The sequence below is a fragment of the Brevundimonas sp. MEB006b genome (assembly GCF_030209705.1).
Taxonomy (GTDB): Bacteria; Pseudomonadota; Alphaproteobacteria; order Caulobacterales; family Caulobacteraceae; genus Brevundimonas.
Window position 1 is genome coordinate 120008 of sequence record NZ_JARVRL010000002.1, and the last position, 15343, is coordinate 135350.

The window sequence follows — 15343 nt, forward strand, 5'->3', positions numbered from 1 at the left end:
AAGCTAGACCTCTGCTCTTAGTCCGGTTTCCACGGATGGCGCTTAGGCGCAAACGGCCCTGACCTCTCGAGTTTCAGAGCGTCAGCAATGCGCCCCGAGCGGACGTTGGTGTTACTGCAGAAGAGACATTCGAAGCGTTAGTGGACATTCTCCAATGCACAGATAGTCGGCTGGTCGACGCGACCAACCATTTTCCCTAACGCTGGCGATCAAACCTCATTGGCCGTTACGGCAAGGTCGCAACCACCAAGGTCTGTCATGCGAGCGACCCGACCATAGCCGCACGATCGACGCTAGGTGGGCTGCGTTTCAGCCTGCCGCTTTTTTCTCAGCCCCGCGCCGATTCCTTGGGACCTTCCCGAATCCCCTGACGTGGCGCGCATCTTTTCACCCGCGTTCAGAGCTCCCTGATGACCGACACCCCGATCCGCCTCAACGAACAGGCCCTGCAGGGTGCCATCACCGCCATGGACGTCACGATCTTGACCGGCGTCCTGCGCGACGGACGCGAGGAGGAGGCCCTCAAACTAGCCCGGATGATCATGCGAAGCACCGCCCTTATGGTCATGCGGCCGGGCGACCCGAGGGCTGCCAGAAAGGCCGCCTTCCTCTCCGCTATGGTCGCAGCCTTCGCCGCCCACGGCTCCGACAAGGCACGGGCCGCCATGGAGGAGGCCAAAGGCCAGCTGGAGCTCGCCGGACTGGGTTACCAGCGCATCCTGACGGCCCTGGCGGCCTCATCCTGCACGACCCTGTCGCCGGCGGAGCGCGTGACCAACGCCCTTTGGCGCGCCGCCAGCCAGTCGGACAGTCTGATGCGCGAGACGTTCGCCTCCCTGACCGCAGCCCCCTATGTCGTCGCCCAGGGCATGACCCTGCGCGCGCCCAACGGGCGTCGCTTGGCGCCCGACACCCTGAACGACTCCTTGATCACCATCGCCGGTGCCACGCTCCAGATGGAGGCGATCACCCAAAGCTGGCTGGACGGCGAGGTGATCGTGTTGCCGGTGCCGACGGCGGTGACCCTCGAAAGCCTTGAGGCCATGGCCTTCAACGACCGCACGGCCCTGGCCTGGGACAACTGGCGCGTGTTCGAGCAGACGGCCCGCTTTCTGGACTGCCCCATGACCCTGATTTCGGAGGGCGGCCGCGACGCGTTTCACGCTCCCCTCCCCGCCGACGACTGGATCGATTGGGCCTGCCAGACCCGGCGTAACGATCAATACGACCAGAACCTTCTTGAGTATGACCGCCGCCCCGACATCCGCAACGCCATCCGTCCCCTGGCCGCCTCGCCGCCCTTGGCACCGGACGCCGTCCTCAACGTTGTGGAGGCCTTCGCCGTCGGGGCGATGAGCGAGTTCCTCGGCTATGCCATCATCGATGACCTCGAACAGATCGCGGGCCTGAGGATCATCGAGTGGATCCGCGGGTTCGCGGTCCTCGCCATCCTCGGCGAGCAACGCGAGGCCGCTCCGCTGCCCCACGACCCTCCCCGCCTGCCCTTGTTCACCGAGGGCGATCTGGTCGCCGCCCTCGTCCAGGGCGGGCTCAGCCGCGAAGGCGCGATCCTCTTCATTGGCGAAGCCCTGTTCCGCAAGTCGAGCAGCGATCTCTATGATGCCCCCCTAGTGCGGCTGCAGGACGGGCGTCTGCTGTTGTTCTCGCCCGCGGCGATCGGCAGCAATATCGTCGGGGGCCTGCGGTCGATCTTTGCCCGCAAGAAAGTGGTGTTCGAGAAAAAGGGCCCCGCCTTCGAGGACCTGCTGCTTCAACGCCTGCAGCGGGCCGGGAGCCGGCATGGCTTCGAGGCCATCGCCTGGGAGACTGGCATAGACGGCCAGACCTATCAGTACGACGTCCTGCTGCTGTGGAGCGACCATCTGTTCGTGTTCGAATGCAAGAACCGCAGCGTCTCTGACGGCAGCCCCGTCCAGGCGCGGCATTTCTTGGGCGAGAACCTGCGCCACGCCCGCCAAGTTAGACGCCTTGCCTCGGCGCTCGAGGCCCGCCCCGAACTGGTCTCCGAAGCCTTCGGGCGCCCGGTGGGTCCGGTGACGATCGTCCCGGTGGTGCTCAACAACCTGACCTATGCCCGGGAGGGGCGTCACGAGGGCGTCTATTTCCAAGACGCCGGCGCCCTGCTGCGCTTCTTCAACAGCCCCGCCATCACCGCCAAGGCGGCCCTGCCGATCGGCGGCGGCCGCAAACGTCTGTACGACCTCGTCGACGTTCCGATCTGGTCGGGAAGCGAGCCCACACCGGCCGACCTGATGGAGCAGCTGGAAAACCCGGTCCAGCTGCGCATCCTGCGCCATCACACCCGCTCCGCCGCCTTCCGCTTCCCCCTCGACACAACCACGACCGTCGTCACGACCGAACACACCCGCCGCCCCCAGGACCAGTACACCTTGGCCGAAATGACCGACACGACGCGACGCGAGGTCCGTGAGGGCTTCGTCAGAGCGAAGAAGAAGGCCCTCAAGGATCAGCGCAAGGCCGATCGCAAGGCCTCGTTGGCGGCCGGCCGAAGGCCTTGGCAATGAAAGCGGGGGCAGTGAGGCATGACGAAACGGGACGCCGGCCATGACCATTCCGCCCGCCGTGATCGACCTGTTCGTCATGGCGCGAATGTGGCGAGCCCGACGCTCAGCGGCGGGTCCTCGCGGCCCGGCCTCAACCCACCAGTCACCCGGCCGGGCCGCGATCCCTGTTAAGATCGGCACTTGCCTCGACGGCGGCCGTCATGCGCTACTCCCCCCATGATCCTGTCCGCCTCAGAGTTCGCCCACGACTGGCTCAGCCAGTTCTCCGAGGCCGAACAGCCTGTGGCGGCCAAGCTCGCCGATGCCGTCATGTTGATCAGCCACGACGCCCTGCACCGCGGCCTGCGCGGCCTCCTCGACGGCCTGTTGGCGGACCGCGACCCGGCGCTCCGGGACCGGCCCATCGCCCTCTACGCCGAACGGGCGGTGAAGACGCAGGACATCAAGGATCCCGACCTCGGCTGGACGACGAAGCAGGCCCTGCCCTATTTTCCCGGCACGGCGACTGGTCGGGCGACCGGCGCGGGCGTGCCCGCCATCGACCCAGACGAACCCCAAGTCGGAAGCGAAGGCCTGATCGCCGCCTTCATCACCGGCTACGGACGCCTCAACAATACGCTCGCCCTCAATCACCCGGGACCGGCCAAGCTGCGTTCGAAGCGCGCCAGCCACATCGTCATCGTCACCGACTTCATCGGATCGGGCGACCGGGTCTGGACGATGATCGATGCCTTCTGGCGGGTCGCGACGGTGCGGAGTTGGCACTCCGGGGGCCGCATCCGTTTCTCGGTCGTCGCCTATTCCGGGACCGAACTGGGCATCAGGCATGTGCGCACCCACCGGTCGAAGCCGGACGTTCGCGTCGTCCAGGCCTGCCCGACCCTGACGACGGCCTTCGCCGGGGCGGAGTACCGCGCGATCCGCGACCTGTGCTCGGCCCATCCGACTGGCCATCCCTCTCCACTGGGTTATGGATGGGGCGGCGCCCTCATCGCCTTCGCCCACGGCATGCCCAACAATGCGCCCCCAGTCCTCCACAGCCCGAGGGGCGGCTGGCGTCCACTGTTCTCCAACCGCAGCGTCCTGGCCGCCGACCAGCTTTTCCCGGGGGACGACGCGGACCGCTTGGCCGGCTTGGCGCAGGACAGGCTTCAGGTCCGCGCCGCAGAACGCTTCTTGGCCGGCTCCGCCAACCGCCGCTGGATCGAGACCATGCTGGTTCTCACCGCCCTTCAGGAGGGGGCTAGGACGACGGCCAACACCTCGGCGCGAACGCGGCTGCCGATCGCCGACGTCGACCGTATCCTCGGCTTCACCCAAGTCGCCCGCTGGACCGACGCCCGCAACGCCCTCACCGTCCTGGGCGTGCGCGAGCTGCGGCGGCTGCAGAGGCGCAGGGCCCGGGTGGTGGTTCTTCCAACCCCCGCGCAACCCGACTACTATCCCACCCAGTTGAGGGCCCGGTGAGGTCGTTTAGGTATGCGCCGCGCAAGCGGCGACGGGCCCCTTGGGGACCCGGGGCGCGGGATTTCCGGCGTCCGCACATCGGAGCAGGGCCTTCGCGCTGCGCGAGACAGCAACTCGCGGCTGGCGGGGTCTTGGACGAGACTTGCTGTCCCACCCACCCGGGTGGGTCGAAGTAGATGGCGGCGCCGGGCCCTCAACGATATGCCTCCGGCGGCCGGAAGCTGGGCGTCGATCCGACGACGCTGGACCATGCCCTGGCGGCCATGGCGCGGTTGCGGGCCACGGACGCGCGCATCACGCCGGTCCTGACGCTGAGACATTTCGCGGCCCTGACCGACCTCCCCTACGGGTTCCTGCGTGGAGCGGTCGGCCGCCAGTCCTATCCGCCCTACCGTTTCGTCTACCTCAAAAAGCGGATCCCGGGACGGACCGGGCTGAGGATGATCTCCATCCCGCCAAAGAGCCTGATGAAAGCCCAGCGCTGGCTCGTCGAACATGTGCTGCGCTTCACCGAGGCCCATCCCGCCAGCTACGCTTTCCACCCGGACTCCTCGCCCGTCCAGGCCGCCGAGCAACATCCGAACACCCGGTGGCTGCTCAAGGTCGACATCGAGGACTTCTTCCATTCCGTCCGCGAGCGCGAGGTCGCGGCGATCTTCACCCGCATCGGCTTCCAGAAGCTTTTGGCCTTCGAGTTCGCCCGGCTTTGCACGATCGCCGTGGATCGGGGTCCGGGCGCCAATCCCGCCGCGCGCACCGAACCGATCGCGGTCTACGCATCCGGGTTCGAGGGCATGCTGCCGCAAGGCGCCCCGACGAGCCCCATGTTGGCGAATCTGGCGATGGCGCGCACGGACGCCACCCTGGCCGCGCTCGCCGCCGAGCGCGGCTTCCGGTACTCGCGCTACGCCGACGATCTCGCCTTCTCCAGCACCGCCGACCGGACGCTGGTCGAGATGCGCGCCCTACAGCGCGAGGTGTGCCGGATCCTGAACGAAGCGACGTTTAGGCCGAACCAGCGCAAGACGGTCATCCGGGGGCCGGGATCGCGGCGGATCGTCCTGGGGCTTCTGGTCGACGGCCCAACGCCGCGTCTGTCCCAGGCGTTCCGGGATAATCTGCGCCTCCACCTGCACTACCTCGGCGATCCCGCTTTCGGCCCGGCCAAACACGCGCTCACACGCAAGACAGGGATGTCGAGCCTCTACCATCACGTCCGGGGGCTGATCGGCTGGGCCCAGCAGGTGGAACCGGCCTATGGACACCGGCTTCTGGAAGCCTTCGAGGCGGTGGACTGGCCGCCGGTCCAGCCGCGACAGATAGAAGGCTCGGGCGTGGCGGGCGATCCCTTCACCTGACCCGACCGACCGCCCCTAAGCGTCACAAGCGGACATTAGGTGTCTACCTGAAAGCCGACATTCGGCACCTCGGAGCAAGCGCGACTACCGCTGGCGTTAGCCTTGCGGTTCGGTCTATTCGAGGCGCATGGCTGAGAAATCCCTGGAAACGCTTCTTGCCCGCGCACGAGCGCACACGATGACCGCAAGGCAGCGCCGCGAGCAGGGTATGAGCCTTGTTGTAGGAAATACTGCGGTCGAAGGCCTGCCGCTTCATCGTGGCACTGTCACTATGGTTGTGACCCGCGTCCCGGAGCCCCAGCGCGGAACGGTCGCCACCACTATCGGCCATGAGCCCCCGAGCGTGCCTTTCGATGTTGGCGGTGCAGTGCGCCAATTCAACCTGGTTCAGACTTTGGTCGAACGTCACCTAGCTGGCGAAACCGTCCGGATCACGGGGGATGTTATTAAATCCCTGCACGCCGCTGCAGGCGACGGGGCCAGCCGTCACTTCGGCACCTTTCGACAGCTTCCCGTCGAAATGCGAGGTAGTTCGCATCAGCCGCCGCCACCTGCCGACCTTGACCAAGCCGTCGCGGCATTCTGTGACCAGCTTGCAGGCCGTTGGGACACGGACGACGCCTTTGCTCTCAGCGCCTATGCACTCTGGCGGCTGAACTGGATTCACCCCTTCCTCGACGGCAATGGCCGAACCGCGCGAGCCTTGAGCTATCTCATTCTTAACCTCAAGCTAGGCATGCTCCTTCCTGGATCACCGACTCTGCTAGAGCAGTTAAAGGAACGGCGCGACGATTACTTCGACGCTTTGACAGCCGCAGATGTAAGCCTCGATCAGAGCGGTGTCGTGGACTTGGTGCCGCTGCAAGGCCTGCTCGCCCTCTTGCTTGAACGACAGCTTCTCAGCCTGCCAGCCCTGTCGGGACGTGAGGAGAACCGGCTCGCCGCGATCGTCAACCGACGCATCGGACAACTAGATGCAGCAACGCGCGAGGCTCTGTTCGGAGCCACTACGGTCGATCACCGCGCGTGGTCTGTTGGCGATTACTTGCTAGTCCATGTCGGCCCGCTCGAGGCGCTTGATCGTGCGGAAGCGCTCTTTTCAATTATGCACCAGCCCTTTCCGGGCCTCCTTGCGCTTCCCCACGAGCGCGCGCAGCTGTCGATCACCGCGAAACAACGCGGCGCGATCGTGAGGCAGAGGGTGTTCGAGGTAGCCGACACCGGAGGCTTATGGCTCGAGCCGAACGCTGCGGTCACCCTTGAGCGGCCCGCTGTGGTACTGCGGCGGCCGGACGCGCCTTCGTTCGACTGGCGTCTGGACGGCGCGCTCTACGTGCTCAGGCGCGGCGATGAAATTACTGATCTCTGGACGAATGAGGTGTTCGACCTGTTGGTCGCGCGTCACATCGACGGGGCGCGCTGACCGTGGCCCTGACGCCCGGGGAGTTCGCCGTTTTCGAAGCGTTAGTGAAGGAGCCGACAGTTAGACGCGAGCTCGAGTGCCGCCCCTACCTGGTCCACGCCGAGCATCTGCTGATCGAGAAAACACTACGCAGCACTGTTCAGCACTATGAGGTACGTAGCTACGCGGGCGACGCCGATCTTATCCTCGCCGCCGACGTCCTCACCGATACAGGTCAGAGCGAGCGGGTAGCCTTCCTTTGGGAGTTGAAGGCCCCACAATGTCCATTGTTTGAGTACGACGACAACAAGCATCGCTGTCGTCCCTCTGCTGACCTAATCAAGGCCGAAAACCAACTGCTACACTACGTTGACGAAGCCGTTGCCAACGAGAACACCCGTGCTCGGCTAGGCGTGGCACATCGAAAGGACATACGTCCGGGCGGCATCATTATCGGCACACAAAAATCCATGCTCCGCAATCTAAGATACCCCCGCGACGTTGAAATGGCGGCTACGGCGCTGCGAGTGCGCCAAGAGAGACTTTACCATGCTCAGGGCATTCGAATTCTACTCTGGGATCGTGTTCTTGATGCGGTCCGCCCGGTGCCCGACATCTAAGAGAGCCCGGATGAGACGAAGTCGAAGCAGGTGCTCGCAGGCCAGCAGCAACAGACCCAGCCGGTTATGGGGCGACGCTTACGCGCCATGAGCGGGCATGCGCATCGCTGCGGCAAGCTGACGTTCACCCCCCCTTCCCAATGAAGCGCTGTCCTCGCCCAACTCAAACGAACGATCGTTTTGCATAACCAAGCAGATCAGCCGACGCAGGGCTGTGAGCGAACGACAATATGACCGTCCCCGCTATTAACGCTGGATGGACTACGCCACTTTCATGCAACGCTAGGCACCCACACGCCGACCTGCCCAACGATGGATGGGCGCAGCGAAGCGTCAGAGTAGTCCCGCCCCGCCCTCGCTCGTTCTAACCCGTCATGGATCGCGATATCCGACGGCACGATCCTCTAGACGGCCATAGTGGGCGTTCTCACGCTCGACGGCGCCGGCCGACCACCGGGTATCCGCCACACGATGATCGCGCGGGGCGCGCTGTCCGCCGCGCCCTGCACCTGCTCAACCCAGCAGTTGTCCTCCACTGTGAGGGACCAGTCCTTCTGCGAACACAGGTCGAGGACGACCAGGAAACCCAGTTTCGGCCCCGTGAGCAGATAGCTGGCGGCTTGGCCCAGATACTTACGGATGCCTTCCCGGGACGCATCCACCAGCTCGCGCTTGATCTCGATAATGCACCGCCAGTCAGGGCGGGTGACGGATATGTCGGCACGGCCCGCACCGATGTCCGGCGTTTCGCGATGAATCTGGTGTTGGGGAACCCCGTCTGCGCTCAGGCACAGTGAATGCCACAGGCTTTTTTGGAGCTCCCGCTCCAAGGGAACTTCGTCCTTCAATGCGAAGAGAAAGTCGAAAAAGCCGTCAGCCGCAGTCGGGGTGACGTCGAGGCAGTGGGCGAGGAAGCGGATCATGTTCTTGATCAGGACGCGGACATCCGACCGGACGGTTCCAGTGTAGTCTGGATGACCTCGCAATGCGTCGGTCAGCTGGACATAGACTCGTTCAAGCTTCCCGACGAGCGCGGCCCCGTGTCCGAGCTCATCGAGTCTCGCGAGCGCCTGAAGCAGGTCAGGTGAACCGTCGGGCGCTTCCCCTGTCCCACCGCTTGGCTTTCCCGGGCCGCCCCCGCCAGCTTGCGCCATGGTCTCGAGCAGGGCCTCAGCGTTCGCGCGCTCTTCGGGCGGCGTGCCCGCATCGTCCGCCCACGCGCGGACATGAGCCCTGAGCCCCTCGCGAGCGACCAGGCTGCCGGCCGTTCGATCAATCACCGCGGCACGGAGGCCATCGGACGCGGGCCCCGCGGCCAAGCTCTCGCGAAGCCTGCCGAGCTGTCGGAGCACCGGCACCGCGTTGAGCCAGCTCGCCTCCTGCAGCCTGAGGGGCAAGCCCTCTAGGGCGCTGACGAGGCCGTACCACGCAGTCTCGCTGGCGAAGGAAGGACTTAGCCATCCGCGTAGCGCCGCGCGATCCATCTCCACCAGACGCGACCCGGCGATGGCCCGGGTCAAGGCGATGTCGGACTCGACTTCGGTCGGGCTACGACCCGTGCAGTAACCCGCGACAGCCGAGACGGCATGGCCCAGAGCGGCGGCCTCGTCCATATCAGGCCCCGCGGCGGAAGCTCGACTGAAGGCTTCCGAAGCCGCCTCCAGGCCTAACACCAGAGCGGTGGGTTCCGTTTGTCCGAGGGCATCGTCAAGGGCGATCACCGCCAGTTCATAGAGCGCCTGATCGGAAGCCTCGTCGCTAAACGCCAGTCGTTCCAGAACGACGGTCAGGTCAGGCGACCGCGACCACTGCCACGCCAGTCCCGCCAGCCGCGCCGCACGAGCGACGAGCATGGGCTTGTCGTCGGCCCGAACGTCATCCAAGGCCGCGATGACGGACGGCCTAGACGCGCCGGCCGCCTGCGCAAGCAGAAAGGCGCCCGCGAGCGCCTCTGAGGCGAGGTCTGCATCTAAATTCGACCGCCGCTCGGATGTGCGTTCGAGCAGCGCCTTCTGGGCAGTGCGGGCGTCTCCGGGTGCCAGCGCCGCCGTCGCCACATGCTGGCTGGCAGTGGCCAGAACGAGCGGATGACGGTTACGCCTCAGAATGTCTAGGACGATGAGGAAGAGGTCGGGGATGACCGCTCCGGAACTGACGATGGCACCCACAAGTCTGTCAGCATGAAGGTCCGTGGCGAGGTGAGGCTGACCTTTCACCGCCTCCGCGCCTCCAAGGTCGGCGAGCGACGGCACTGGAACAGTCGCGAGCCGCTCGGCTACATCCATCATGGCTCGATCACCGTACGCGCCCCTTCAGAACATGGTCCCAGCATCCTTCGGGAGGATGAGGTTGTCCTTGTGGAAGGCGGACTGCAGCAGATTGCCACGGGCGGACGCCACGAACATCTGCAGGTTGGGCGTCTCTTCGGCCATCTGGTTGATCTCCGAAACCATGGCCAGCAGGTCCAGCTCGCTCAACTCCTCACTGCCGGGCGAGTCTATGAGCAGAAGCCCGGGATGGTGGCCGAAACCGGTATCATGTGCCATCCGCATCATGGCGATGACCAGCGCGATCCTCAGCCGGAGTCTCTGTCCGGGCGTCTGCTTGCTGTAGTAGCTCGGCACGCCCGAGATACTGACCTGTATCCCGTTCCCGCGAACCGTGACGCTCTCCAGTCCCTTGAACCCAAACCGCTGGGCGATGAGCACCATCTCGTCACCGAGCTTGGACATGACGTGGGCGCTGGCCGCTTTCATCCGGGCCTCGGCGATCTGCTCCGCGGCCTTGAGGATCACGAGCCGCTCCGCCGAGTGCTCTGGCACCCCCTTGCGCGCGAGGATCTTCATCTGGTCGAGCGCACCGGCCACGCGCAGTGCCTCGTCCTCAAGTTCACGACGCCGGCGGATCGCCGAAGCCTGGGTTTCCGCCTCACGGACCTTGACCGCGACCGCCGTCCGCGACTTCACGACGCTCGACAGCTCCTTCCGGGCTTCGTCGAGCCTAGACTGCGCCGCCTTCTCGGCGACCATCAACTCCTCGACGCGTTCCCGCGCCGCCTCGAGGGCCTCCTCGAGCGCTTCGGCGTCATCGTTCAGCGTCGAGCGGTCACAGACCGCACACCGACCCTCAGCCTCTTCGGCCAGACTGCGCGCCTCCTCGAAGGCGCTCGCGCACCGCGGACAGCAGACCGGATCGAGACCGGCGAAGACCTTGCGCGAGGCGGCCCCCTCCTTAAGGCGCCGCTGCGTGGCCCTGGCTTCATCGCGCTGAGTGCGCAGCGCCGAAGCGGCGATCTCGAGCTCTGCGATCCTTACCTGCAGGTCGCTGGCCTCCCGCAAGAGGATGGCGTTCTGCGTGCTCAGCTCATCCATCTCCCGGGCGCTGATCGCAATCCCGGCCTCCTGCTTCAGGAGGTCCTTCAACCGCCGCGTTTCGCCCTCGAGATGCTTGATCTCAGCACCGTAGCGGGCCTGGGCCCCGCGGGCGACAGAAGCGCCTTCAGCCTGCGCCTGTTCAAGCGTGACCGCGTTCCTCAACGCCATGTGAGTCGCCGCGTAGGGCATGCCCATGAACAGCTGAAGCATCCGCCACCAGAGCGCGCCGGTGGTGACATCGCCCAAGATGGCGGGGTGTGAGCCTTCGATAAACATCGAGGCCACATAGGCCGTCCATGCATGCATGAACTGGCTGGCTTCCTCCCCCGTATGGCTGACGTTTGGGATGGGCTGTAGCGCGAAACGCTCCATCATGAGGTCGCCCATCACCTGCTCGAAATGGTCCTCGCCCTTGAAGGTTTGAAGCGTTCGCGCCGGTCCAGGGGCCTGCAGCACCAGCTTGCCCTGGGCCACGCCATCGAGGTCGGTGAAGCTGACGCAGTAGCGCTCGCCTCCGATGGTAAACTCCAGCTCGACCTCGTCGATCCATGCCCGCACCTCCGGCTTCAACGATCTCGGCCGCCCCCGCAATGCCCAGACCATGACGTCGAGCACCGTACTCTTGCCGATCTGGTTGGCGTCCGGGCTGAGAATACCGAAAAGACCCGGCCCGAGGTCGGACCATGTGAACTGATAGGGACCATCCTTATACTTGGTCGCGCGCTTGACACCGCTGAACGCAAGGCGCCGGATCGCCAGGGTATCCGCGCGTCGGGTAGGCCGCTCCTCCCCGACGCCTATTTCGGACAGGACGAGGTCCACCGCGGCCGGCGAGACCTTGGCCTTTTCGGCGATGGCGTCGCGAAGCGGCGGGAGCGGAGCGTCAGTGGGTCTTTCCTTCATCGGGCGGCTTCCAGAATTTCGAGTCTTGCGCGCACCTGATCGGCGATTGATGCGATCGTCTCGCCGTTCGGCGCATTGGCATATTCGGAGTTCTGGTATTGCATGCGCGCCAGATCCTCGCCCTTGCGGCCTTCGCAAAGTCGGCCGACCAGACCGGCGCGATCCGCGTACCAGGTCGCCTCCGTCATCTCCCTGGTCATCCGGCCCGCCAGCTCGGCTCCCTTCGCCAGAAGGAAATAGGTGCGACGACGGTTGGCAGGGTGCCGACGTGTCACGGCGAGGCCGTAGCTGATGAGCGGCGCCAGACCGGTATCGATCGGCTCGTAGGCCCCCCAGAGATATTTCGCCATGGCGTCACGACGCAGCTCCGGCTCCTCGCTGTTGAGAATGGCCTTGGCGTGACGCAGCCACCCGGCGTCCTCGCTAGCCTCGTATTCGTCGAGCAGGGCGTGAGCCAGATGGTCCGGATTGCGCATCCAGAAGTCCATCTTCTGCAGTCGTTTCTGGGACCAGATGACCCGAACCGCATCGGGTTCCGGCGGCTGATCGCCAACCGCTTCACCCGCATAGGCGAGGATGAAAAGCAGCCGAAGCGCGTCGCGAAACTGCCGCGTTGGCTCATCCAGATATATGGCATCCAAAGCTGCAACGTCCCCTACCCCAGATCGACGCTACTGCCGCCAGAAGTGGACAGCAACCTTTGCGTGAGATCGTAGACCGCCTCGCGAACATACCTACGCCGGTTCACGCTCCTGTCTGATGTCCAAACGATCTGACAGACGGCCAAGGAGACTGACGGGCCGTCAGAACCAGCGCTGCTGTCGGTCTTAAAACGGAACTTCGCAAATACCGCTTTGAGTCACGAAGCGACATTGAGGTCTCGCCGGTCGGCAATGTCTGAGTTTGACTCGAAGAAGACATTGGAAAGGTCCGCTTCTTGGGCGTCAAAACCTTAAGGACGCCTGTTAACGACGGTGGTGACGCCTGCTTTGTGCTGAGAAAAACTGATCTCCTCGTTGCGATCACCATGCCGGCCGATTGAAGTCACAAGCGTCGACCAACTTTCGACTCTCAATCAATCGACGGTCGCAGCCTGGCAAGAACGATTGCGTCGAAGGCTTACACATTAGACGATGGTGGTAGACGCAGTTACACGCAGAAGTAAGCATGCATGGACGCGGTCGTTGGAGTGGGATGATGAGCAACAGTGTTCTGAAGCGATTGGGTCTCGCGCTGGCGGTGGGTGCTTTGGTCCTAGTTCTTGCCTTCGTCGGCTTGGAAATGCGACGCGATTTTGAGCGCGTGCGCGCTTTGCGCCAGGAGACCGCCCATTCCTACCGGGCCCGGGAAGAACTTCAGACCGTCTTCTCCCTGATGCAGGACGCCGAGACGGGTCAGCGCGGTTACATCATAAGCGGCAATCCAGACTTTCTGACGCCGTATCAGACGGCGATCAGACGCCTGGATCGCGAGCTTCCCAGGTTGAGGGCCGCTTACGCTAGCGACGCTGCGCAGAGCGCCAATATCAAGGACCTCGAAGACCGGATCGCCGACAAGTTGGCTGCGATCCGGGAAGCCCTGGACGCCCATGATCAGCGCGGTAGCGAAGCCGGCCTTGCCGTCGTCTCCAAGGGGGAAGGCAAGGCGGCGATGGATCGCATACGGGTCACTATCGATCGGATGACTGAGATCGACGCCCGGGCGCTGGCTGCCTTGACCCAACGGGTCGAGGCGCGTTCCCGCGCGACCGAGATGATGATGACGAGCCTGTTCCTGTCGCTGATCGTAGTGGTGGCCGGGGCGACGCTATTGCTTGTGCGGTACGTCGCCACAAGACGGAAGTTGCTGGCAGAGGTTCGGGCCACGGCGGCGCGGCAAGAAGCGATTTTCGACAGCGCCATCGATGCGATACTCACACTGAACCCCAGCGGCACCATCGAGACGATGAATGCGGCCGCGGCGCGGATGTTCGGTTGGTCGGCTGAGATGCTGGGGCGGCGAGATGTGTCGGTTTTGTTGGAAACGGCCGACCGAGACGACGCTGGTCTGATGGCGCGGATTCGGGCCGGCGGGGCGGACGCGACCGGTGGGCTGGTACAGGAAATGATCGGGCGTCGGCGAAGCGGCGAGGGCTTTCCGGTCGATGTCGCGTTCAGCCCCCTTGCGCTGCCGGCCGGCGTACATCTGGTCGCGGTGGTGCGGGACATCACGGATCGACGGCGGGTGGAGGAGTTGAAGAAGCAGTTCGTCTCGACCGTCAGCCACGAGTTAAGGACGCCTTTGACCTCCATCGCGGGTTCCCTCGGCCTTTTAGCGGGCGGGGCAGCCGGCGTTCTGTCTGAGCGCGCCAGTCGTTTGATCGGCATCGCCCATTCCAACAGTCTGAGGCTCGTGCGCTTGATTAACGACATTCTGGACGTGGAGAAGCTGGAGTCGGGTCAAATCAATCTGCAGCTTCAGCCGCTGGATCTGCGCGATGTCGCCGTGCGGTCGCTAGACGCGGTACGCGGTTATGCTGACGAACTGGGCGTGTCGCTGGAGTTGGCCGACGGCCCATCGGCTCCGGTCTTGGGGGACGGGGATCGCCTGGTTCAGGTGGTGGTCAATCTCCTGTCAAATGCCGCGAAATTCTCGCCATCCAATGGCACGGTCGAGGTTGTTGTGATCCCAGAGGCGCGCATCGTGCGTCTGAGCGTGCGCGATTATGGTCCTGGCGTACCCGAGGCATTCCGCGCGCGGATCTTTACCAAATTCGCCCAGGCGGACGGGTCGGATACGCGCCAGAAGGGAGGAACAGGCCTTGGCCTGGCGATCGCCAAGGAAATTGCCGAACGGCATGGTGGGCGGTTGTGGTTCGAGTCGGCGCCTGGGGACGGAGCTACCTTCCATCTCGACCTGCCGATGACGCTCGATAACAGCATGGCGCAGACGAGCGACGGACCTCGCCTCCTTATCGTGGAGGACGATCCCGACGCGGCGGAGGTGTTGCGCATCATGTTGGCGCAGGATGGATTCGATGCGGTGATCGCAACCAGCGCGACAGCAGCATTGGAAGCCGTTGAAAGCGAAACCTTCGCCGCCATCCTGGTGGATCTTCAGCTTCCGGACACGGACGGCATCGGCCTTATCCGAGCGTTGCGGGAACGGCCCGAGACTCTGGAAACTCCCGTGGTCGTCGTCTCGGCCGATGTGGCGCGAGGACGGGCCCGGGGAAGATCGCTTGAGGTCATCGACTGGCTGGAGAAACCTTTCGATCAAGGTCGACTGCGCGCCGCTATCTCGGCGGTGCTCGAACGATTGGGTCGCCGGGCGCCGATCATCCTGCACGTCGACGACGACCCCGACATTCTGCAGGTCACCGCCGAGACCTTGAGCGGCATCGCTGCGATCACCAGCGCTGTCAGCCTGTCGCAGGCGCGGCAAGTTCTGACGCAGATGAAGCCAGATTTGGTAATCCTCGACCTCGGTTTGCCGGATGGGTCCGGGCTGGAGTTGTTGCCCGAACTCGGGTCAGGGAGGTCGGGCGTCCCGGTCGTTGTCTATTCCGCTCAGGACATGGATGGCGCGTTGAGCGAACGGGTCGAGGCCGTTCTGGTCAAGTCATCAGCGTCGCTGGCCGATCTGGCGCACACGGTCCGGCGGCTGACGTTTACGCCGCAAGATCACTGAGAGG

The 15343-nt window shown here is 64.6% G+C and carries 10 protein-coding genes; 7 read left to right on the forward strand and 3 right to left on the reverse strand.

Going from position 1 to position 15343, the window contains the following annotated elements; all coding sequences use genetic code 11:
- Positions 1-410 precede the first annotated feature (410 nt).
- The 5 genes from QRN13_RS02210 (at position 411) to QRN13_RS02230 (ending at position 7393) form a co-directional block, all read left to right on the forward strand.
- Complete coding sequence (locus QRN13_RS02210; RefSeq protein WP_284876676.1) at positions 411-2546, forward strand: nuclease-related domain-containing protein; 2136 nt, start codon at positions 411-413, stop codon at positions 2544-2546.
- Positions 2547-2762: 216 nt separating this feature from the next.
- Positions 2763-4013, forward strand: coding sequence for a phosphoribosyltransferase-like protein (locus tag QRN13_RS02215; protein WP_284876677.1), 1251 nt, complete (start codon positions 2763-2765; stop codon positions 4011-4013).
- 176 nt (positions 4014-4189) lie between these two features.
- Positions 4190-5371: a reverse transcriptase family protein gene (locus QRN13_RS02220; RefSeq protein ID WP_284876678.1), complete on the forward strand. Its 1182-nt coding sequence runs from the start codon at positions 4190-4192 to the stop codon at positions 5369-5371.
- A gap of 127 nt (positions 5372-5498) precedes the next feature.
- Positions 5499-6794: a Fic family protein gene (locus tag QRN13_RS02225; RefSeq protein WP_284876679.1), complete on the forward strand. Its 1296-nt coding sequence runs from the start codon at positions 5499-5501 to the stop codon at positions 6792-6794.
- Positions 6795-6796: 2 nt separating this feature from the next.
- Positions 6797-7393: a Shedu anti-phage system protein SduA domain-containing protein gene (locus tag QRN13_RS02230; protein ID WP_284876680.1), complete on the forward strand. Its 597-nt coding sequence runs from the start codon at positions 6797-6799 to the stop codon at positions 7391-7393.
- A 404-nt stretch (positions 7394-7797) separates the two neighbouring features.
- On the opposite strand, the gene QRN13_RS02235 is transcribed toward QRN13_RS02230, so the two are convergent.
- The 3 genes from QRN13_RS02235 to QRN13_RS02245 are packed head-to-tail and all read right to left on the reverse strand — an operon-like array spanning position 7798 to position 12146.
- Positions 7798-9681 carry a hypothetical protein gene (locus QRN13_RS02235; protein ID WP_284876681.1) on the reverse strand — a complete coding sequence of 628 codons (1884 nt, stop codon included), beginning with the start codon at positions 9679-9681 and terminating at the stop codon, positions 7798-7800.
- A 24-nt stretch (positions 9682-9705) separates the two neighbouring features.
- Positions 9706-11670 carry an AAA family ATPase gene (locus tag QRN13_RS02240; RefSeq protein WP_284876682.1) on the reverse strand — a complete coding sequence of 655 codons (1965 nt, stop codon included), beginning with the start codon at positions 11668-11670 and terminating at the stop codon, positions 9706-9708.
- Positions 11667-12146 (reverse strand): hypothetical protein, encoded by a 480-nt coding sequence (locus tag QRN13_RS02245; protein WP_284876683.1) that lies wholly within the window; start codon positions 12144-12146, stop codon positions 11667-11669. Before QRN13_RS02245 ends, QRN13_RS02240 begins: the two co-directional genes overlap by 4 nt.
- Here QRN13_RS02245 and QRN13_RS02250 point away from each other — a divergent pair.
- A complete protein-coding gene (locus tag QRN13_RS02250; RefSeq protein WP_284876684.1) occupies positions 12120-12386 on the forward strand; it encodes a hypothetical protein in 267 nt (88 codons plus the stop codon). The two genes, QRN13_RS02245 and QRN13_RS02250, sit on opposite strands and share 27 nt — an antisense overlap.
- Before the next feature lie 481 nt (positions 12387-12867).
- On the forward strand, positions 12868-15339 hold the full coding sequence (locus tag QRN13_RS02255; RefSeq protein WP_284876685.1) for a response regulator: 2472 nt from the start codon (positions 12868-12870) through the stop codon (positions 15337-15339).
- Positions 15340-15343: the final 4 nt, after the last annotated feature.

Bases quoted from the DNA above. Each gene is read 5' to 3' on its own strand.
- QRN13_RS02210 (WP_284876676.1), top strand. From the start codon at position 411: ATGACCGACACCCCGATCCGCCTCAACGAACAGGCCCTGCAGGGTGCC.
- QRN13_RS02215 (WP_284876677.1), top strand. From the start codon at position 2,763: ATGATCCTGTCCGCCTCAGAGTTCGCCCACGACTGGCTCAGCCAGTTC.
- QRN13_RS02220 (WP_284876678.1), top strand. From the start codon at position 4,190: ATGGCGGCGCCGGGCCCTCAACGATATGCCTCCGGCGGCCGGAAGCTG.
- QRN13_RS02225 (WP_284876679.1), top strand. From the start codon at position 5,499: ATGGCTGAGAAATCCCTGGAAACGCTTCTTGCCCGCGCACGAGCGCAC.
- QRN13_RS02235 (WP_284876681.1), bottom strand. From the start codon at position 9,681: ATGATGGATGTAGCCGAGCGGCTCGCGACTGTTCCAGTGCCGTCGCTC.
- QRN13_RS02240 (WP_284876682.1), bottom strand. From the start codon at position 11,670: ATGAAGGAAAGACCCACTGACGCTCCGCTCCCGCCGCTTCGCGACGCC.
- QRN13_RS02245 (WP_284876683.1), bottom strand. From the start codon at position 12,146: ATGCGCAATCCGGACCATCTGGCTCACGCCCTGCTCGACGAATACGAG.
- QRN13_RS02255 (WP_284876685.1), top strand. From the start codon at position 12,868: ATGAGCAACAGTGTTCTGAAGCGATTGGGTCTCGCGCTGGCGGTGGGT.